The sequence below is a fragment of the Pseudomonas sp. HY7a-MNA-CIBAN-0227 genome, from assembly GCF_040310325.1.
In the GTDB taxonomy this organism is placed as follows: Bacteria; Pseudomonadota; Gammaproteobacteria; order Pseudomonadales; family Pseudomonadaceae; genus Aquipseudomonas.
The window spans coordinates 104,708-122,841 of the sequence record NZ_JBEOPT010000001.1 but is presented as its reverse complement, the minus strand read 5'-3'; the positions used below and the strand labels follow the sequence as shown (position 1 = coordinate 122,841).

General features: G+C 61.4%; 18 protein-coding genes. 12 read left to right on the top strand and 6 right to left on the bottom strand.

All coding sequences use genetic code 11. The features are described from left to right. The first annotated feature begins 154 nt into the window (after nt 1–154). The 6 genes from rnc to tadA all read left to right on the top strand — a co-directional run bounded on the left by rnc (nt 155) and on the right by tadA (nt 5,365). Nucleotides 155–844 (top strand): ribonuclease III, encoded by a 690-nt coding sequence (rnc, locus tag AAEZ06_RS00570; RefSeq protein ID WP_149410992.1) that lies wholly within the window; start codon nt 155–157, stop codon nt 842–844. Continuing rightward, entirely contained in the window at nt 837–1,739 is a 903-nt protein-coding gene (era, locus tag AAEZ06_RS00565; RefSeq protein WP_133099750.1) for a GTPase Era, read from the top strand. The genes rnc and era overlap by 8 nt, the downstream gene beginning before the upstream one ends. A 160-nt stretch (nt 1,740–1,899) precedes the next feature. Further along, nucleotides 1,900–2,589, top strand: a complete 690-nt coding sequence (recO, locus tag AAEZ06_RS00560) for a DNA repair protein RecO (RefSeq protein WP_149410993.1) — start codon at nt 1,900–1,902, stop codon at nt 2,587–2,589. Between the two features lie 52 nt (nt 2,590–2,641). Continuing rightward, nucleotides 2,642–3,385 (top strand): pyridoxine 5'-phosphate synthase, encoded by a 744-nt coding sequence (pdxJ, locus tag AAEZ06_RS00555; RefSeq protein ID WP_149410994.1) that lies wholly within the window; start codon nt 2,642–2,644, stop codon nt 3,383–3,385. A gap of 103 nt (nt 3,386–3,488) precedes the next feature. Beyond that, nucleotides 3,489–4,868 (top strand): multicopper oxidase family protein, encoded by a 1,380-nt coding sequence (locus AAEZ06_RS00550; protein WP_350612437.1) that lies wholly within the window; start codon nt 3,489–3,491, stop codon nt 4,866–4,868. Then, nucleotides 4,868–5,365, top strand: coding sequence for a tRNA adenosine(34) deaminase TadA (gene tadA, locus AAEZ06_RS00545; RefSeq protein ID WP_149410996.1), 498 nt, complete (start codon nt 4,868–4,870; stop codon nt 5,363–5,365). The genes AAEZ06_RS00550 and tadA overlap by 1 nt, the downstream gene beginning before the upstream one ends. Nucleotides 5,366–5,482: 117 nt before the next feature. Here the strand turns inward: tadA and cmoB are convergent, their stop codons facing one another. The 6 genes from cmoB to AAEZ06_RS00515 form a co-directional block, all read right to left on the bottom strand. After that, nucleotides 5,483–6,439: a tRNA 5-methoxyuridine(34)/uridine 5-oxyacetic acid(34) synthase CmoB gene (gene cmoB, locus AAEZ06_RS00540; protein ID WP_350612434.1), complete on the bottom strand. Its 957-nt coding sequence runs from the start codon at nt 6,437–6,439 to the stop codon at nt 5,483–5,485. Continuing rightward, nucleotides 6,436–7,179, bottom strand: a complete 744-nt coding sequence (gene cmoA, locus AAEZ06_RS00535) for a carboxy-S-adenosyl-L-methionine synthase CmoA (protein ID WP_350612432.1) — start codon at nt 7,177–7,179, stop codon at nt 6,436–6,438. Before cmoA ends, cmoB begins: the two co-directional genes overlap by 4 nt. Nucleotides 7,180–7,379: 200 nt before the next feature. Beyond that, nucleotides 7,380–8,024, bottom strand: a complete 645-nt coding sequence (locus tag AAEZ06_RS00530) for a lysoplasmalogenase (protein WP_149410999.1) — start codon at nt 8,022–8,024, stop codon at nt 7,380–7,382. A 1-nt stretch (nt 8,025) separates the two neighbouring features. Next, nucleotides 8,026–8,418 (bottom strand): protease inhibitor I42 family protein, encoded by a 393-nt coding sequence (locus AAEZ06_RS00525; RefSeq protein ID WP_350612430.1) that lies wholly within the window; start codon nt 8,416–8,418, stop codon nt 8,026–8,028. 208 nt (nt 8,419–8,626) lie between these two features. Next, on the bottom strand, nt 8,627–11,047 hold the full coding sequence (gene lon / locus AAEZ06_RS00520) for an endopeptidase La (RefSeq protein WP_149411001.1): 2,421 nt from the start codon (nt 11,045–11,047) through the stop codon (nt 8,627–8,629). A gap of 122 nt (nt 11,048–11,169) precedes the next feature. Further along, nucleotides 11,170–12,159: a GntR family transcriptional regulator gene (locus tag AAEZ06_RS00515; RefSeq protein WP_149411062.1), complete on the bottom strand. Its 990-nt coding sequence runs from the start codon at nt 12,157–12,159 to the stop codon at nt 11,170–11,172. A gap of 346 nt (nt 12,160–12,505) precedes the next feature. Here AAEZ06_RS00515 and AAEZ06_RS00510 point away from each other — a divergent pair, with 346 nt between their 5' ends. The 6 genes from AAEZ06_RS00510 to AAEZ06_RS00485 all read left to right on the top strand — a co-directional run bounded on the left by AAEZ06_RS00510 (nt 12,506) and on the right by AAEZ06_RS00485 (nt 18,076). Further along, nucleotides 12,506–13,849, top strand: coding sequence for an amidase (locus AAEZ06_RS00510; RefSeq protein ID WP_149411002.1), 1,344 nt, complete (start codon nt 12,506–12,508; stop codon nt 13,847–13,849). An 11-nt stretch (nt 13,850–13,860) separates the two neighbouring features. Next, complete coding sequence (locus tag AAEZ06_RS00505) at nt 13,861–14,739, top strand: polysaccharide deacetylase family protein (RefSeq protein WP_003234086.1); 879 nt, start codon at nt 13,861–13,863, stop codon at nt 14,737–14,739. 29 nt (nt 14,740–14,768) lie between these two features. Beyond that, the gene (locus tag AAEZ06_RS00500) at nt 14,769–16,109 is read left to right on the top strand and encodes an MFS transporter (protein ID WP_350612426.1); all 1,341 of its coding nucleotides are present in this window, start codon (nt 14,769–14,771) and stop codon (nt 16,107–16,109) included. A 12-nt stretch (nt 16,110–16,121) separates the two neighbouring features. After that, nucleotides 16,122–16,883, top strand: a complete 762-nt coding sequence (locus AAEZ06_RS00495; RefSeq protein WP_149411004.1) for an SDR family NAD(P)-dependent oxidoreductase — start codon at nt 16,122–16,124, stop codon at nt 16,881–16,883. Between the two features lie 127 nt (nt 16,884–17,010). Next, nucleotides 17,011–17,760: an SDR family NAD(P)-dependent oxidoreductase gene (locus AAEZ06_RS00490; protein ID WP_149411005.1), complete on the top strand. Its 750-nt coding sequence runs from the start codon at nt 17,011–17,013 to the stop codon at nt 17,758–17,760. A gap of 13 nt (nt 17,761–17,773) precedes the next feature. After that, nucleotides 17,774–18,076 carry a hypothetical protein gene (locus tag AAEZ06_RS00485; protein WP_149411006.1) on the top strand — a complete coding sequence of 101 codons (303 nt, stop codon included), beginning with the start codon at nt 17,774–17,776 and terminating at the stop codon, nt 18,074–18,076. The last annotated feature ends 58 nt before the right edge of the window (nt 18,077–18,134 follow it).

The window sequence follows — 18,134 nt, the reverse complement described above, 5'->3', positions numbered from 1 at the left end:
TGGACAAATCGTCCGGTCCTGTGCAGCACCTACGCGGTGCTGCACACAACAATAGCCAGGATGTAAATTTGAACACAGCGTTAATCGTCGATGGCCGCCGGTGCCTCGCCCTTCAAGTGGTGAAGTTCGGCCACGAACTGAATGTGGGTAAACCGTGAGCGTTTCTTTAAGCAGTCTCGAGCGTCAGCTCGGTTACACCTTCAAGGACCAGGAATTGATGGTCCTTGCCCTGACACACCGCAGTTTTGCCGGGCGTAACAACGAGCGCCTGGAATTCCTCGGTGATGCCATCCTTAACTTTGTTGCCGGTGAAGCCCTGTTTGTTCGCTTCCCTCTGGCCCGTGAAGGCCAGTTGTCGCGCCTGCGCGCGCGCCTGGTGAAAGGCGAAACCCTGGCCGTGCTGGCCCGGGGTTTCGATCTGGGCGAATACTTGCGCCTAGGCTCCGGCGAGTTGAAAAGCGGCGGTTTCCGTCGCGAGTCGATTCTGGCCGACGCCCTTGAAGCGCTGATCGGGGCGATCTACCTCGATGCAGGCATGGACATGGCCCGCGAGCGGGTACTGGCCTGGCTGACCTCGGAGTTCGACAGCCTGACGCTGGTGGACACCAACAAAGATCCCAAGACCCGCCTGCAAGAGTTCCTGCAGTCGCGCGGGTGTGAGCTGCCACGTTACGAAGTGGTGGATATCCAGGGTGAGCCTCATTGCCGAGTTTTCTTCGTCGAATGTGAAATCACCTTACTGAATGAAAAAAGCCGAGGTCAGGGTGTGAGTCGTCGTATTGCCGAACAGGTAGCGGCCGCCGCAGCACTGATAGCCCTGGGCGTGGAGAATGGCCATGACTGATTCAACCGCAACTCGCTGTGGCTATGTTGCCATCGTCGGCCGCCCCAACGTGGGCAAGTCCACGTTGCTGAACCACATCCTCGGGCAAAAGCTGGCGATCACTTCGCGCAAGCCCCAGACCACCCGGCACAACATGCTGGGAATCAAGACCGAAGGCAACATCCAGGCGGTCTATGTTGATACCCCTGGCATGCACAAAGGCGGCGAGAAAGCCCTAAACCGCTACATGAACAAGACCGCTTCGGCGGCGTTGAAAGACGTCGACGTGGTGATCTTCGTGGTCGACCGCACCAAGTGGACCGACGAAGACCAGATGGTCCTCGAGCGCGTGCAGTACGTCACCGGCCCCTTGATCGTCGCGTTGAACAAGACCGACCGTATCGAAGACAAGGCCGAGCTGATGCCGCACCTGAGCTGGCTGCAGGAACAACTGCCGAACGCCCAGATCATGCCGATCTCGGCCCAGCATGGGCACAATCTCGAAGCCCTGGAGCGGGTGATTGCCGGGTATCTGCCGGAGAACGAGCACTTCTTCCCGGAAGACCAGATCACCGACCGCAGCAGCCGTTTCCTCGCCGCAGAACTTGTGCGCGAGAAAATCATGCGCCAGATGGGCGCCGAGCTGCCGTACCAGATCACCGTGGAAATCGAAGAGTTCAAGCAGCAGGGCAAGACCCTGCATATCCACGCGCTGATCCTCGTCGAACGTGACGGCCAGAAGAAAATCATCATTGGCGACAAGGGCGAGCGCATCAAGCGCATTGGCACCGAAGCGCGCAAGGACATGGAATTGCTGTTTGATTCCAAGATCATGCTCAACCTGTGGGTCAAGGTTAAGGGTGGTTGGTCCGATGATGAGCGGGCATTGCGCTCCCTGGGTTACGGCGACCTGTAATACGCTGCTTCCCCCTGTAGGAGCGAGCTTGCTCGCGAAAAACGTTAACGATGACGCGTTCTTTCTGAATAGGCGTGTCGTTCTCAGGTTCTTCGCGAGCAAGCTCGCTCCTACAGTGATGCCCATCGCTTTGAAGACCGTGTTCCCTCAGCGAGCCCCCATGTCTCAATCCCCACCCACCGGCCAGCCCGCTTACGTCTTGCACAGCCGTGCCTACCGTGAAAACAGCGCGTTGGTGGACTTCCTCACGCCACAAGGTCGCCTGCGGGCGGTGTTGCGCAGTGCGCGGGGCAAGGCGGGGACGCTGGCGCGACCATTCGTGGCCCTGGAAGTGGAGTTTCGCGGACGCGGCGAGCTGAAAAACGTCGGCCGCATGGAAAGCGCCGGGGCTTCCAACTGGCTCAATGGCGAAGCGCTGTTCAGCGGCCTCTACCTCAACGAACTGCTGATTCGCCTACTGCCCGCTGAAGACCCGCACCCCGCTGTTTTCGATCACTACGCCGCCACCTTACTGGCCCTGGCCGAAGGCCGCCCCCTGGAGCCGTTGCTGCGGGCTTTCGAGTGGCGCCTGCTGGACGACTTGGGCTACGGCTTCGAACTGAGCCAGGACCTGCACGGCGACCCCATCGCCGCCGACGGTATGTATCGCCTGCAGGTGGACGCGGGTCTAGAGCGGGTCTACCTGCTGCAACCCGGCCTTTTTCAGGGCACTGAGCTGCTGGCCATGGCCGAGGCCGACTGGACCGCTCCCGGCGCCCTGTCTGCCGCCAAGCGTCTGATGCGCCAGGCCCTGGCCGTGCACTTGGGTGGTCGGCCGCTGGTCAGTCGCGAGTTGTTTCGAAAGCCCTGACATCCCCGTGTATGCTGTGCAGCGATTCCTTCCCTCTTCAGGAGCGCTTTTCGTGACCACCAGCAATCGCATTCTTCTCGGCGTGAACATCGACCACGTAGCCACCCTGCGCCAGGCACGGGGCACCCGTTACCCTGATCCGGTCAAGGCCGCGCTGGATGCCGAGGAAGCGGGCGCCGACGGCATCACCGTGCACCTGCGCGAAGACCGCCGGCACATCCAGGAGCGCGACGTGCTGCTGCTCAAGGACGTGCTGCAAACCCGCATGAACTTCGAAATGGGCGTCACCGAAGCAATGATGGTGTTCGCTGAGCGTATTCGTCCGGCGCATATCTGCCTGGTCCCGGAAACCCGTCAGGAATTGACCACCGAAGGCGGCCTGGACGTTGCCGGCCAGGAAGCACGGATCAAGGCGGCGGTTGAGCGCCTGGCGACGATCGGTTGTGAAGTCTCGTTGTTCATCGACGCTGATGAGCGGCAGATCGAAGCCTCCAAACGTGTCGGCGCCCCGGCCATTGAGCTGCACACCGGCCGTTACGCCGACGCCACTACGCCGACCGAAGTCGCCGATGAGTTGCAGCGCATCGTCGACGGCGTGGCCTGTGGTCTTGCCCAAGGCCTGATCGTTAACGCTGGCCATGGCCTGCACTACCACAACGTCGAAGCGGTGGCTGCGATCAAGGGCATCAACGAGCTGAACATCGGCCATGCCCTGGTGGCCCACGCGCTGTTCGTCGGTTTCAAAGGCGCGGTCGCCGAGATGAAAGCCCTGATTCTGGCTGCTGCCAAGGCCTGAAAACGCCACTGCGGCAACCCGCGCCCTTACTGTTTCGCATTTGCGGGTGTATCGTATTTGCCCTTTGCGGGTCTCGGACCCGCGGTAGATACGTGAGGTTGTTGTGTCCCTATCCTTTTCCCGTCGACAAATCCTCGGTGGTCTTGCAGGTTGCGCAGTGGTTGGCGTCGGTGCCGGTGGCGCCTATCGCTACTGGCTGGGGAAAATGGCAGACGCCGAGGCGGGTCACGATTACGAGCTGATCGCAGCACCCCTGGATGTGGAATTGGTACCCGGGCACAAGACCCAAGCCTGGGCCTTTGGCCCATCGGCGCCGGGCACCGAGTTGCGGGTGCGTCAGGGCGAATGGCTGCGGGTGCGCTTTATCAACCACCTGCCGGTTGCTACCACCATCCACTGGCACGGCATTCGCCTGCCGCTGGAAATGGATGGCGTGCCCTACGTTTCGCAACTGCCGGTGTTGCCGGGCGAGTATTTCGATTACAAATTTCGCGTGCCCGACGCCGGCAGCTACTGGTATCACCCTCATGTGAACAGCAGTGAAGAGCTGGGCCGTGGCCTGGTGGGCCCGCTGATCATCGAAGAGCGCGAGCCCACCGGTTTCAAGCACGAATGCACCCTGAGCCTGAAAAGCTGGCACGTGGACGAAGAGGGCGCCTTTGTTGCCTTCAGCATTCCCCGTGAAGCAGCCCGTGGTGGCACCGCCGGGCGCTTGTCGACCATCAATGGTGTGTCCCAGGCAGTGATCGACCTCCCGGCCGGGCAGATCACCCGTGTGCGGCTGCTCAACCTCGACAATACCCTGACCTATCGCCTCAACATCCCCGGAGTTGAAGCGCAGATCTATGCGCTGGACGGTAACCCCATCGAGCCCCGGCCCTTGGGCAAGGAATACTGGCTGGGGCCGGGCATGCGCATTTGTCTGGCAATCAAGGCACCGGCTGCTGGAGAAGAATTGTCGATCCGTAACGGCCCGGTGCGCCTTGGCACGTTCCGTTCGGTGGTCAACACTGACGCGCCCACCGAGTGGCCGCCCGCGCTGCCGGCAAACCCGATTGCCGAGCCGGACCTGGCCAATGCCGAGAAACTCAACTTCAATTTCGAATGGGTGGGTTCGGTGTCGGTGAATGTCGACAATAAGCCGCCAAGCCTGTGGCAGATCAACGGGCAGGCCTGGGATATCACCGACAAGACCTGCGCCGACCGCCCGATTGCCAAGCTTGAAAAGGGCAAGAGCTACATTTTCGAATTGAAGAATATGACCCAGTACCAACACCCGATCCACTTGCACGGCATGAGTTTCAAGGTCATCGCCTCGAACCGGCACAAGGTCATCCCGTACTTCACCGACACCTACCTGCTGGGCAAGAACGAACGCGCCCGCGTGGCCCTGGTGGCGGATAACCCTGGTGTGTGGATGTTCCACTGCCATGTGATCGACCACATGGAAACCGGCCTGATGGCCGCCATCGAGGTGGCGTGATGCGCCAGATTCGCCCAATGGCGATTATTGATCGTAGCCGCGACCAGGACTTCATGCGCGAAGCGCTGACCCTCGCCGCCCAAGGCGCGGCGCTCGGCGAAGTGCCGGTGGGCGCGGTGTTGGTGCAGGACGGTGAAATCATTGGCCGAGGCTTCAACTGCCCTATCAGTGGCAACGACCCCAGTGCGCATGCCGAGATGGTCGCCATCCGCGCGGCTGCCCAGGCGGCGAGCAATTACCGCCTGCCGGGCAGCACCCTCTACGTGACGCTGGAACCGTGCAGCATGTGCGCCGGCTTGATCGTCCATTCGCGTATTGCGCGGGTGGTGTACGGTGCGCTGGAGCCAAAAGCCGGGATCGTGCAAAGCCAGGGGCAGTTCTTTACCCAGGGTTTTCTCAATCATCGGGTGCTGTTTGAAGGCGGGGTGCTGGCTGAGGAATGCGGGACGGTGTTGAGTGAGTTCTTCAAGGCGCGAAGAGCCAACCCCCCCGGTTGATCGTTATATTCTCGTAGCAGCTGCCGAGCGCCAGCGAGGCTGCGTCGGCAGTACCCATTAATGCGCGGTACTCGCCACGCAGCCTCGCTCCGGCTCGACAGCTGCTACGGGGGGAGATTACTTGCGGGCGACGATAACGGCGCGCATCGGCGCCGGCAGCCCTTCGATAGTCTTGCTGTGATCTTCGGGGTCGAGGAAGTCGCTCAGGGACTGAAACTTCATCCACTGCGTGCCACGTTGTTCCTCGACTGTGGTTACGCTCACATCCACACAGCGCACATCACTGAAGCCAGCACGGCGCAGCCACAGCATCAGCGCCGGCACCGACGGCAGGAACCACACGTTGCGCATCTGCGCATAACGGTCTTCCGGCACCAACACTTGCTGCTGATCGCCTTCAATCACCAGGGTTTCCAGCACCAACTCGCCGCCCTTGACCAGGCAGTCCTTGAGCGCCAGCAAATGCTCGATGGGTGAACGACGGTGGTAAAACACACCCATGGAAAATACTGTGTCGAAGCCTTCTATGTTCGGCGGCAGGTCTTCGAAGGGAAACGGCAAGTGCCAGGCATTCGGCGCGCACAGGTAACGCTGCACCGCCTGGAACTGGCAGAAGAACAGCCAGTTCGGGTCGACGCCAATCACGCTGTCGGCTCCGGCACCCAGCATGCGCCACATGTAATAGCCGTTGCCGCAACCGACATCGAGGATGCGCTTGCCCTTGAGGTCCAGGTGCGGGGCCACTCGTGACCACTTCCAGTCCGAGCGCCATTCGGTGTCGACATGCACGCCAAACAGGTCGAAAGGCCCTTTGCGCCACGGGCATAGGCCCATCAACGCGGTACGCATTTGTACGCGGGTTTCGTCGTCGCAATCAGTGTCGAGGATCAGGCCGTTCAGCAGGTCAATTTCGCTGGGCATGATCTTCGGCAACGCATCCAGCGCACCTTGCCAGCGCTCCAGGTCGCCATGACCCTTTTCCATCTTGCTATCGAGTTGCGCTTGCAGGCCTTGGGCCCATACAGCCAGGGGAGTGCCGACCAGGTGGCGGGCGAGGGGAGACAGATCAATCATGGCAGGGCAATCAACGAGGCAAAGTTAAGACACTGGAACCACGGCACGACTTTCGAGAACCCGGCGGCCAGCAGGCGTTCGCGGTGTTCTTCGAGGCTGTCGGGCTTCATGATGTTTTCGATGGCGCTGCGCTTCTGGGCGATTTCCAGTTCGCTGTAGCCGTTGGCGCGTTTGAAGGCGATGTGCAGGTCGGTCAGCAGTGCGTGTTCTCCAAGGTCGTTGAAACGCAGCTTTTCCGAGAGGATCAGCGCACCACCAGGCAGCAATGACTGACGAATTCGCCCGAGCAATGCCAGGCGTTCTTCGGGGGCGATAAATTGCAGGGTGAAATTCAGCGCCACCACCGAGGCCGGCTGGAATTGCAGCGCGAGGATATCGCCCTCGATCACCTCCACCGGCAGCAATTCCTGGAACATCGAGTCCTGGCCGTTAAGGTATTCCCGGCACCGTTCGACCATCGCCGCTGAGTTATCCACAGCGATCACCCGGCAACCGTCGGTGCGCACGTGACGGCGCAGCGCCTGGGTCACCGCGCCGAGGGACGAACCCAAGTCGTAGAGCACGCTACCCGGCTGGGCGAACTGTGCTGCCAGCACGCCAAGGTTCTCGACAATGGTCGGGTAACCGGGCACCGAACGCTTGATCATGTCCGGGAACACCCGCACCACGTCTTCGTTGAAGGCGAAGTCCGGCACTTGGGGCAAGGGCTGGGCGAATAGGCGATCGGGTTCTTTGCTCACGGCTGTTCCGGCGACGAAGGGGGAAAAGCGGGCATTTTAGCCAAGTTGGCTTTGGGATGCGCGGGTTGTCTGATGGAACGCCGACGCGGTAATTCCCCACTGCCCCTGTAGGAGCGAGCTTGCTCGCGAAAAACGCCAACGATAACGCGGGAATCTGGATTAACGCGGTGCTGCTGCGTTCTTCGCGAGCAAGCTCGCTCCTACAGGGGGGCGGGTTGTTTCTGATGAAAGGCGGAGGCGGTAATTCCCCACTGCCCCAGCCAGTAGCTGATGATCAGCAAATACGGCGCTGCCTCAAACGTCACCACAAAGCGATTGATCCCGATCAGCGTGTCAGAAAACACAAACGCCGCCGCGCCCACCGCCGCCAGTTGCGCCGAGCGCTTGGGCACGTCGCTGCCCAAGCGTGCCAGCGCCCGCCAGAGCATGGCGCTGATTACCAAGGCGTAAATCACCACAGGCACCAGCAATGGCCCCAGGCCATGGGAAATCAGAATACTCAGCAAGATCGCGCCCACTACCAGCGCCAACACCAACGGCAACAGTGCCGGGCGGCGGCAATCGCTCAAGTAGGCTTTCAAATACGCCAGGTGGGCGAACAGGAAGGCGCCGAGGCCAAAGATGAACAGGTCGCCGGGCCACGCCAGCAGCACATCACCCACCAGGGAAAAAATCAGGCCCAGGCTGATCCAGCGTCGATAGTCGCTGGGCGGCGCGTCATGCAGCCAGCCCAGCAGCGCCAGCACCGGCAAGGGTTTGACCAACAGACAGAGCAGGGTGGCGTGGGTGTTCAGGCCGTACATGAAAGTGGCGGCACCCATCAGCGCGAGAATCAGCCAAGGCATATCAGTTCACCGTAATGGCGCAGTCGAAGGTGTCTACCGGGTTTACTTCCGGGGCCCAGGGTTGCTGGGAGGTCAGGCGTAAGCGGCCTTCGCCTGCGGCAACGGCCTGGAAGCGCCAGGTGGATTGCCCGGCTGCGCCCACCACTCCGGCGTTTTCCGGGTTGCTGTAGACCTCGGGACTGAGGCTGCGCAGCACGCCGCCAGCCGAATCCTGGATGGCCCAGCGGTAACCGGTGGTGGGGTTGCTGGGTAAGGTGAGAATCAGGGTTTGCCCGGTTTTGAGTTGGAGCGGGCAGGCGCTCTGTTTTTCCAAAGTGACGTTTTGCTTCGGTGCACTGGCGCACGCGGCGAGCAAGGCAAGGCTCAGGGGAAGCAGCAGACGGGCAGCGGTCATGGGGGCTCCATTCATTCACGACGAAGGGCGAGCATAACCGAAGATGAGACAAGGTGTGACAAGAGGGAGGTCCGACAGGCCGCTTTCCTGTAGCAGCTGTCGAGCCCCAGCGAGGCTGCGCCAGGCGCGACGCGGTGTCGTGCCTGGCTCGGAGTCGGTGGTGCTGCCAACGCAGCCTCGCTGGGGCTCGACAGCTGCTACGAGTTACTTAGAACAACACCTTCGCCACGTCCGCAAACCGCTTGGCGAAGTGCACCGTCATGCCTTCCTTCAGGTACTCCGGCAACTCTTCAAAACTGCCGCGGTTGGGCTCCGGCAAGATCAGCTCGTGAATCTTCTGGCGCCGCGCCGCAATCACCTTCTCCCGAACCCCGCCAATCGGCAGCACATGCCCGGTGAGCGTCAACTCGCCAGTCATGGCAACGCCTTTTTTCGGCGGCTGGTTGCGGGCGAGGGACAGCAGCGCACTGGCCATGGTCACTCCGGCGCTCGGGCCGTCTTTGGGCGTTGCGCCTTCCGGTACGTGAAGATGGACGAAAGCCTCGTCAAAAAACTTCGGATCACCACCAAACGACTTGAGGTTGGCGCTGATGTAGCTGTAGGCGATCTCGGCGGATTCCTTCATTACGTCACCCAGTTGCCCGGTGAGTTTGAAACCGCGATTGAGGGTATGAATGCGCGTCGCCTCGATCGGCAAGGTGGCGCCGCCCATGCTGGTCCAGGCCAGGCCGGTGATCACACCGGTGCCCGACAGCACTTGCTCGTTGCGAAACACCGGCATGCCCAGCGAGGTTTCCAGATCCTTGTTGCCGATCTTGATCACTAACGTGGGCTCATCCAGCAGCTTGACCACCGCCTTGCGCACCAGTTTGCCCAGCTGTTTCTCCAACTGGCGCACTCCGGCTTCCCGGGCGTAGCCATCGATCACTGCACGCAGGGCGCCGTCGCTGATGGACAGGCTGGTCTTAGCCACACCGGCTTTTGCCAGCTGCTTGGGCCACAGGTGACGCTTGGCGATGGCGATTTTTTCTTCGGTGATATAGCCCGACAGGCGAATCACTTCCATCCGGTCCAGCAACGGGCCAGGGATTGAGTCCAGGGTGTTGGCGGTGCAGACGAACAGCACTTTTGACAGGTCCAGGCGCAGGTCCAGGTAGTGGTCGAGAAATTCCACGTTCTGTTCCGGGTCGAGGGTTTCCAGCAGGGCCGAGGCCGGATCGCCCTGGTAGCTCTGGCCCATCTTGTCGATCTCGTCGAGCATGATCACCGGGTTCATCACTTCTACATCTTTAAGCGCCTGCACCAGCTTGCCGGGCATGGCGCCGATGTAGGTGCGGCGATGGCCCTTGATCTCGGCCTCGTCACGCATTCCGCCGACGCTGAAGCGGTAGAACGGCCGACCCAGTGATTCGGCGATGGACTTGCCGACGCTGGTCTTGCCCACGCCCGGCGGCCCAACCAGCAACACGATGGAGCCGGCGACTTCGCCTTTATAGGCGCCGACGGCAAGGAATTCGAGGATGCGGCTCTTGATGTCGCCCAGGCCAGCGTGGTGTTTATCCAACACCTTGCGAGCGTGCTTGAGGTCGAGTTTGTCCTTGCCATACACGCCCCACGGCACCGAGGTGGCCCAGTCCAGGTAGTTGCGGGTGACCGCGTACTCCGGCGAGCCGGTTTCCAGGATCGACAATTTGTTCAGTTCTTCATCGATGCGCTTTTGCGCCTGGGCCGGCAAAACCTTGCCTTCCAGGCGCTGCTGGAACTGCTCGACATCGGCACTGCGATCATCCTTTGTAAGACCAAGCTCCTGCTGGATGACCTTGAGCTGTTCCTTGAGGAAGAACTCGCGCTGGTGCTCGCCGATCTTGCGGTTCACTTCGGCGGAGATTTCTTTTTGCAGGCGCGCGACTTCGACTTCCTTGCGCAGCATTGGCAAGACTTTTTCCATGCGTTTGAGCATGGGCACGCAGTCCAGCACTTCCTGCAATTCGTTACCGGTGGCCGAGGTCAACGCGGCGGCGAAATCGGTCAGTGGCGACGGATCGTTGGGGCTGAAGCGGTTGAGGTAGTTCTTCAACTCTTCGCTGTACAGCGGGTTGAGTGGCAGCAGTTCCTTGATCGCGTTGATCAGCGCCATGCCATAGGCCTTGACCTCGTCGGTCGGCTCGCTCGGCTGGTGTGGGTATTCGACTTCCACCAGGTACGGTGGGCGGTGGTGCTTGAGCCAGGTGCGAATCCTCACGCGGGTCAGGCCCTGGGCGACGAATTGCAGCTTGCCGTTTTCGCGGCTGGCGTGGTGGACCTTCACCAGAGTGCCGTACAGCGGCAGGCTGGAGGTGTCGAAGTGCCGCGGATCGTCAGGGGGCGTGTCCATGAAAAACAGGGCAAGGGAATGGTGATCGGATTTGCTCACCAGCTCCAGGGTTTCGGCCCATGGCTCTTCATTGACGATCACTGGCAGCACTTGCGCCGGGAAGAAGGGCCGATTGTGGATCGGGATGATGTAGACCTTGTCCGGCAGGTTTTGCCCAGGCAGGGCCAGGCCGGTGTTGGTGGAGGCGTGTTCGGCGTTTTCCGGATCGGCGTAGTCGTTGAGGTCGATATCAGGGAATTCTTGCTGGTCGCTCATGGGGCACCTGCATGGGGAAGTATGCAGGTTAGATGGGGCAGGTCAGCAGTGGTTTCAATGGTGGGGCGTTGTTAGCAACAAATTGCATGGTATTTGCTGCGACACATTTTGATCGGGTACATTCAGCTGATTTTGTTGAGGTAGCCTGGCAGCGGCTGTTCCGGCAGCACCGACAACACCTTCAAGCGCTGCAACATCCGCTGTCGGGCCCGTTGCAGGTGCTCGCGCAGGTTTAGCGCGGCGGCGTCGAACGCGCCGTGCAGCAGTAGCTCCAGGATCAGCCGGTGCTCGGCCAGCATCGCCGGATCGGCGCCGATACCCAACAGGCTGTAGAAGATCCGGCTGATGATCATCGGGCTCTGGCCCTGGCGGATCAGCGCGGCGATCTTGCGGTTTTGCAGGCCCGCCAGGCAGTGCTGGTGCAGATCTTCTTCAAGTTGTTCGATTTCTTCCAGGCTGCAATGGTCGCTGTTTTGCGCATCGATCACCCGCTGCAGCATGGCCTCCAGCATCTCGCGAGCAAGGCCCGGCGCGCTCTGGCGCAAGGCTTCGGGTTCCAGGCAGGCCCGCAACTCGTAGTCTTCGGTGACCTCCCGGGCGGTCAGCGGCCCGGCCAGCCATTGGGAATAGGGTTCCTTTTCCACCAGGCCGCGGTCTCGTAGGCGCATCAGTGCTTCACGCACCACCGCGCGGCTGACACCGTAGTGTTCGGCCGCGGCTTGTTCATCGAGGCGGTAATGACCAAAGGCAATGCAGGTGGACAGAGCCGCACCGATCTCCTCGACGATTCGCTCGCCCAGGGGCCGGGTGTCCATCAGTTCGGCCTCACCGTTAAGGCCCAGGTGCGCATGGCTCAAGGGCAGGCGCAGTGGCTCCATGTCCAGGCCATCGGGGTTGATCAGGTAGCCACGGCCATCGAAACGGCAGATCAGTCCTTCTTCATGCAGCAGGTCCAGGGCCTTGCGCACCGGGACGCGACTGGTGCCGAACAACTCGGCCAGCGGCGCTTCCAGCAGTACTAGGCCGTGGCGGGCGGTGCCGTTGACGATGGCGTCGCGCAATACCTGGTGGATCATCGCGTAACGGGAAGCCGAGGTTGACACTGCTTTCATCGGGTTCTCTGGAGCAAACGGGTCGGTGGCCTCGGATTCTCTCATAGATGTGCCTGTCACTCTGCGCCACGTCGGTGGCACTTTTTTGGGGCCTTGCAGGTAAGAATGTTACTTTTCTGCACCAAAATGTACTTATTAATAAATAATACATTATTTGAGTCTGGGGTGTTTCCGCAGGCCTGTGGGATTTTTGTTGCGGGGTTAAACCCATCTATCCCGTATGTCTGGGAGATATTCCTGATTCCCCTGAAGCGCTGTGTATCTCCATGTGACTGAGATTGGCACGAAAGCTGCCTTTGTAAAATGTATATTTTATTAATATGTACATTTATAAAGGGTCCTTCCTATGTCAGACGCCACTTCATTGGCCGAGGACTTCGCCAGCGGTCGCAGCGACCCGGTGCAAGCCCTCGAACAGGCACTCGATCAGGCGAGCCAAGTCCCAGGTGTATTTATCTCGCTGACCCCGGAGCGCGCCCTGCGGGAAGCCCAAGCGTCGGCCGCCCGCTGGCGCGCTGGGCAGCCGTTGAGTGTGTTCGATGGCGTGCCGTTGGCCTGGAAGGACCTGTTCGATGTGGCAGGCAGCGTTACCACTGCCGGTGCTGCATTTCGTCGTGATGCACCCGAAGCCCTGCTCGATGCGCCAAGCGTGGGCCTGTTGTGCCGCGCTGGCATGATCAGCGTCGGCAAGACCAATCTCAGTGAGCTGGCCTATTCCGGCCTGGGCCTGAACCCGCATTTCGGCACGCCCCACAACCCTCACGGCACCGATCAGCCACGCATTCCCGGTGGTTCGTCCTCAGGTTCCGCAGTGGCGGTGGCCGCCGGCATCGTGCCAATTGCCATGGGCACCGACACCGCCGGCTCGATCCGCATTCCCGCGGCCCTCAACGGCCTGGTGGGGTATCGCAGCAGTTGCCGGCGCTACAGCCGCGACGGTGTTTTTCCCCTGGCACATACCCTCGACAGCCTCGGCCCGTTGACCCGCAGCGTGCGTGATGCGCTGGTCATCGACGACGTGCTCAATGGTCGTGATAACCAGCAGCCGCGCAACGTACGCAGCATCAAAGGCCAACGCTTCTGGATAGAGCAAGGCGTGCTGGAGGATTCCGGGGTCGAACACAGCGTGCGTGAGAACCTTCAGCATTGTGTTGCGCAACTCCAAGCGAGCGGTGCGGTGCTGGACGTGCGTCCCTCAAAGACCTTTCAAACCACCCTTGAGCTGATCCAGCACCAAGGCTGGCTCGGCTCCTTTGAGGCCTTCGCCCTCCACGAAGCGCTGCTCGACAGCCCTGACGCAGCTCAACTCGACCCCCGCGTGCGCCGTCGCCTTGAAGCTGCTCGCACGCTGCCGGCCAGTCAGTTGCTCGGCCTGTATGACGCTCGTCGCCGTCTGCAACAGCAACTGATCGACGAACTCGACGGCGCCATCCTCATCACCCCCACCGTGGCCCATGTCGCCCCGGCTCTGGCACCGCTGGAAGCCGACGATCAACTGTTCGTCAGCACCAACCTTGCCACCCTGCGCCTGACCATGCCCGGCAGCCTGCTGGACATGCCCGGCGTGACCCTGCCCAGCGGCCGCGATGCACTGGGCCTGCCCACCGGCCTCTTGCTCAGCGCGCCCAGCGGCGAAGACGCACGCCTGCTCAGGGCTGCCCTGTCAGTCGAAACAGCACTCATTCTTTAAGGAGACACATCATGGCTAAAGACATCCTCTGTGCATTTGGCGTCGACGTCGACGCGGTCGCCGGCTGGCTCGGTTCCTACGGCGGCGAAGATTCCCCTGACGACATTTCCCGTGGCCTGTTCGCCGGTGAAATCGGCGCGCCGCGCCTGCTCAAGCTGTTCGAACGTTACGGCTTGCGCACCACCTGGTTTATCCCTGGCCACTCGATGGAAACCTTCCCCGAGCAGATGAAAGCGGTAGCCGACGCCGGCCACGAAATTGGTGTGCACGGCTACAGCCACGAAAACCCCATCGCCATGACCGCCGAGCAGGAAGAAATCGTCCTCGACAAGTCCATTGAACTGATCACCCAGGTCACCGGCAAACGGCCCACCGGCTATGTCGCGCCGTGGTGGGAATTCAGCAAGGTGACCAATGAGTTGCTGCTGAAAAAGGGCATCAAGTACGACCACAGCCTGATGCACAACGACTTCCACCCGTACTACGTGCGCAAGGGCGACAGCTGGACCAAGATCGATTACAGCCAGCACCCCGACACCTGGATGAAACCCTTGGTGCGTGGCGAAGAAACCGACCTGGTGGAGATCCCGGCCAACTGGTACCTCGACGACCTGCCGCCAATGATGTTTATCAAAAAGGCCCCCAACAGCCACGGCTTCGTCAACCCGCGCCACCTGGAAGAGATGTGGCGCGACCAGTTCGACTGGGTCTACCGCGAACACGAACATGCGGTGTTCACCATGACCATCCACCCCGACGTTTCCGGCCGCCCACAAGTGCTGTTGATGCTGGAACGGTTGATCGAACACATCCAGAGCCATGCCGGTGTGCGCTTCGTCACCTTCGACGAAATCGCCGATGACTTTATCCGCCGCCAACCCCGTACCTGACCCTTTGCCACCCCATCGAGGCGCGATTCATGTCTATCTACAACAAGCTTGATTTGACTGGCTGGAAACCCCGGCAACTGACGCCTAAGGAAGTGCGCTTCGCCACCTGGATCGCGTTTTTCGCCTGGGTATTTGCGGTGTACGACTTCATTCTGTTCGGCACCTTGCTTCCTGAGATTGGCCGGCATTTCGGCTGGGGTGAAGTGGAGCAGGCTGAAATCGCGACCTGGGTGGCGGTGGGCACCGCCGTCGTTGCACTGGCCATCGGCCCGCTGGTGGACAAACTGGGGCGGCGCACGGGGATTATCTTCACCGTCGCAGGTTCTGCCTTGTGCTCGGCGCTGACCGCCATCGGCGGCGCGTGGGGTAAGTCACCGTTGATCTTTATTCGCTCGTTGGGCGGCCTGGGGTATGCCGAGGAAACGGTCAACGCCACCTACCTGAGCGAGCTGTACGCCGCGTCGGATGATCCGAAACTGGCCAAGCGTCGTGGCTTTATCTATAGCCTGGTGCAGGGCGGCTGGCCGGTCGGCGCGCTGATCGCGGCGGGGTTGACTGCGTTGCTGCTGCCGGTCATTGGCTGGCAGGGCTGCTTCATCTTCGCGGCGGTCCCGGCCATCGTGATTGCGATCATGGCCCGCAAGCTCAAGGAGAGCCCGCAGTTCCAGATCCACCAGCGCATCACCCAACTGCGTAAAAGCGGCGCGGTGACTGAGGCGAAAAGCGTTGCCGTGACTTACGACGTCGACTACGACGAACACAGCAAGGCAGGCCTGAAAGCCGCGTTCCGTGGCCCGGCACGTCGTGCAACGTTGGTGATTGGCGCGGCGATCCTGCTCAACTGGGCGGCGATCCAGGTATTCAGTGTGCTCGGCACGTCAGTGATCGTCAGCGTGCACCACATCTCGTTTGAAAACTCGCTGATCATTCTGGTGCTGTCGAACTTGGTGGGTTACTGCGGTTACCTGAGCCACGGCTGGATGGGCGACAAGATTGGTCGGCGCAATGTCATCGGCCTGGGCTGGATGCTCGGCGGGCTGGCGTTTGCCGGCATGCTGTATGGCCCGAGCAATATGCCGATGGTGGTTGGGCTGTATAGCCTGGGCCTGTTCTTTCTGATCGGGCCGTACTCGGCGGCGCTGTTTTTCATCAGTAAAAGCTTTCCCACCAGCATCCGCGCTACCGGTGGCGCGATCATCCATGCCATGGGGCCGATTGGTGCTGTAGTCGCAGGTTTCGGTGCGACGCAGGTGTTGTCCGCCGGCGGTGACTGGCAGACCTCGGCCCTGTATTTCGGCGCGCTGCCGTGCTTTCTCTCTGGCGCGCTGATGTTTGCCGCGCGCCATGTGCGTCCGGAAACCGTTAAGTAAGGAGTCAGTTAGATGCTTCGTAAAGTTGCCTTGATTACCGGTGCCGCCAGCGGCATCGGCCAGGCCCTCGCGTTGGCCTATGCCCGCAGCGGCGTAGTAGTGGTTGGCGGGTATTACCCGGCCGACCCCCATGACCCGCGCGAAACTGTAGCCCTGGTGGAAGACGCCGGTGGCGAATGCCTGATGCTGGCGCTGGACGTGGGCGATACCGCCTCCGTCGATGCCCTGGCCGAGCAAGCCATCCAGCACTTCGGCCGCCTTGACTACGCCGTCGCCAACGCCGGCCTGCTGCGCCGCGCGCCGCTGCTGGAGATGACCGACGAGCTGTGGAACGAAATGCTCAATGTTGACCTGACGGGGGTGATGCGTACCTTCCGCGCGGCGACAAGGCATATGCACGAGGGCGGGGCGTTGGTGGCGATCTCCTCGATTGCCGGTGGTGTGTATGGCTGGCAGGAGCATTCCCATTACGCGGCGGCCAAGGCTGGGGTGCCGGGGTTGTGCCGTTCGCTGGCGGTGGAGCTGGCACCGTTGGGGATTCGCTGCAATGCGGTGATTCCGGGGTTGATCGAGACGCCGCAGTCGCTGGACGCGAAGAACTCCCTGGGACCGGAAGGTCTGGCGAAAGCGGCGCGGGCGATTCCATTGGGCCGGGTAGGGCGGGCGGATGAAGTCGCGTCACTGGTGCGGTTCTTGACCAGCGAGGAATCGAGTTACCTGACCGGGCAGAGCATTGTGATTGATGGTGGGCTGACGGTGCGCTGGCCGGATTAATACATTACCTATTTGTAGGCGATGGGGCTGTTGTGGCAAGCGGGCTTACTGTGGCGATCCGACAAGCCCGCTCGTCACAGGGAATGCAATCAGCCATAGATTTAGTGTGACTAACCAGGAGTTCAAAATGCCCCAACTGCATAACCGCCGCGCCGTGATTACCGGCGCTGCCAGCGGCATCGGTGCCGCCATCGCCCGCGCCTACGCTATTGAAGGCGCACGTCTGCTGCTGGCCGACCGCGACGGCTCACGGCTGGCAGAAACCGCCCGAACTTGCCGCGACCTGGGCGCCGAAGTCTTCGAGTGCGTGGCCGACGTAGGCACTGTCGAAGGTGCCCAGGCCAGCGTCGATGCCTGCGTCACCCACCTGGGCGGCATCGATATCCTGGTCAACAACGCCGGCATGCTGACCCAGGCCCGCTGCGTCGACCTGAGCATAGACATGTGGAACGACATGCTGCGTGTCGACCTCACCAGCGTCTTCGTCGCCAGCCAGCGCGCCTTGCCGCACATGCTCGCCCAGCGTTGGGGGCGGATCATCAATGTTGCCTCGCAACTGGGCATCAAGGGCGGCGCCGAGCTGACCCATTACGCGGCGGCCAAGGCAGGTGTGATTGGCTTCACCAAGTCCCTGGCCCTGGAAGTGGCCAAGGACAACGTGCTGGTCAATGCTATTGCCCCTGGCCCGATTGAAACGCCCTTGGTCGGTGGCATCAGCGACACCTGGAAACGCGCCAAGGCCGCCGAGTTGCCCCTGGGCCGTTTTGGTCTCGCGGACGAAGTGGCACCCACCGCCGTGCTGCTCGCCAGCGAGCCCGGTGGCAACCTATTTGTCGGCCAGACCCTGGGCCCGAACTCCGGCGACGTCATGCCATGAGCGAGCAATAACCATGTGCGGACTCTGCGGACTGCTGGGTGAAGACCTGCACTGGAGCGATCCCCTGGGCGATGAGCTGCCTCGTCGTCGCGAACGTTTGCGCCGGATCGCTGCGATCAATCAGGTGCTGGCGGTGTTTCGGCTCAAGGTCGAAGACTTCCAAGGTGCGTCCTACCTGCTGCTGGGCGCCACTGGAAAACAGGAACTGGCCAGCGGCCTGGATCAATTGTGGCGGGCGGCAGAAACCATGCTCGGCCGACCGCTGGACCCCCTCGACCCGCGCCTGCTAGACCACCTGGAGCAACAGGACGCCTAGTTCTTGCTCACGAAAAACTCAAAGGCCCCGCGTTTACTCAGACAGTACGCGTCATCGT

Excerpts from the sequence above, each read along its gene's own strand:
- AAEZ06_RS00530 (WP_149410999.1), bottom strand. The coding sequence starts at position 8,024 with ATGCCTTGGCTGATTCTCGCGCTGATGGGTGCCGCCACTTTCATGTAC.
- AAEZ06_RS00500 (WP_350612426.1), top strand. The coding sequence starts at position 14,769 with ATGTCTATCTACAACAAGCTTGATTTGACTGGCTGGAAACCCCGGCAA.
- era (WP_133099750.1), top strand. The coding sequence starts at position 837 with ATGACTGATTCAACCGCAACTCGCTGTGGCTATGTTGCCATCGTCGGC.
- AAEZ06_RS00515 (WP_149411062.1), bottom strand. The coding sequence starts at position 12,159 with ATGAAAGCAGTGTCAACCTCGGCTTCCCGTTACGCGATGATCCACCAG.
- cmoB (WP_350612434.1), bottom strand. The coding sequence starts at position 6,439 with ATGATTGATCTGTCTCCCCTCGCCCGCCACCTGGTCGGCACTCCCCTG.
- AAEZ06_RS00485 (WP_149411006.1), top strand. The coding sequence starts at position 17,774 with ATGTGCGGACTCTGCGGACTGCTGGGTGAAGACCTGCACTGGAGCGAT.
- recO (WP_149410993.1), top strand. The coding sequence starts at position 1,900 with ATGTCTCAATCCCCACCCACCGGCCAGCCCGCTTACGTCTTGCACAGC.
- AAEZ06_RS00525 (WP_350612430.1), bottom strand. The coding sequence starts at position 8,418 with ATGACCGCTGCCCGTCTGCTGCTTCCCCTGAGCCTTGCCTTGCTCGCC.
- AAEZ06_RS00510 (WP_149411002.1), top strand. The coding sequence starts at position 12,506 with ATGTCAGACGCCACTTCATTGGCCGAGGACTTCGCCAGCGGTCGCAGC.
- lon (WP_149411001.1), bottom strand. The coding sequence starts at position 11,047 with ATGAGCGACCAGCAAGAATTCCCTGATATCGACCTCAACGACTACGCC.
- tadA (WP_149410996.1), top strand. The coding sequence starts at position 4,868 with ATGCGCCAGATTCGCCCAATGGCGATTATTGATCGTAGCCGCGACCAG.
- AAEZ06_RS00490 (WP_149411005.1), top strand. The coding sequence starts at position 17,011 with ATGCCCCAACTGCATAACCGCCGCGCCGTGATTACCGGCGCTGCCAGC.
- AAEZ06_RS00495 (WP_149411004.1), top strand. The coding sequence starts at position 16,122 with ATGCTTCGTAAAGTTGCCTTGATTACCGGTGCCGCCAGCGGCATCGGC.
- AAEZ06_RS00505 (WP_003234086.1), top strand. The coding sequence starts at position 13,861 with ATGGCTAAAGACATCCTCTGTGCATTTGGCGTCGACGTCGACGCGGTC.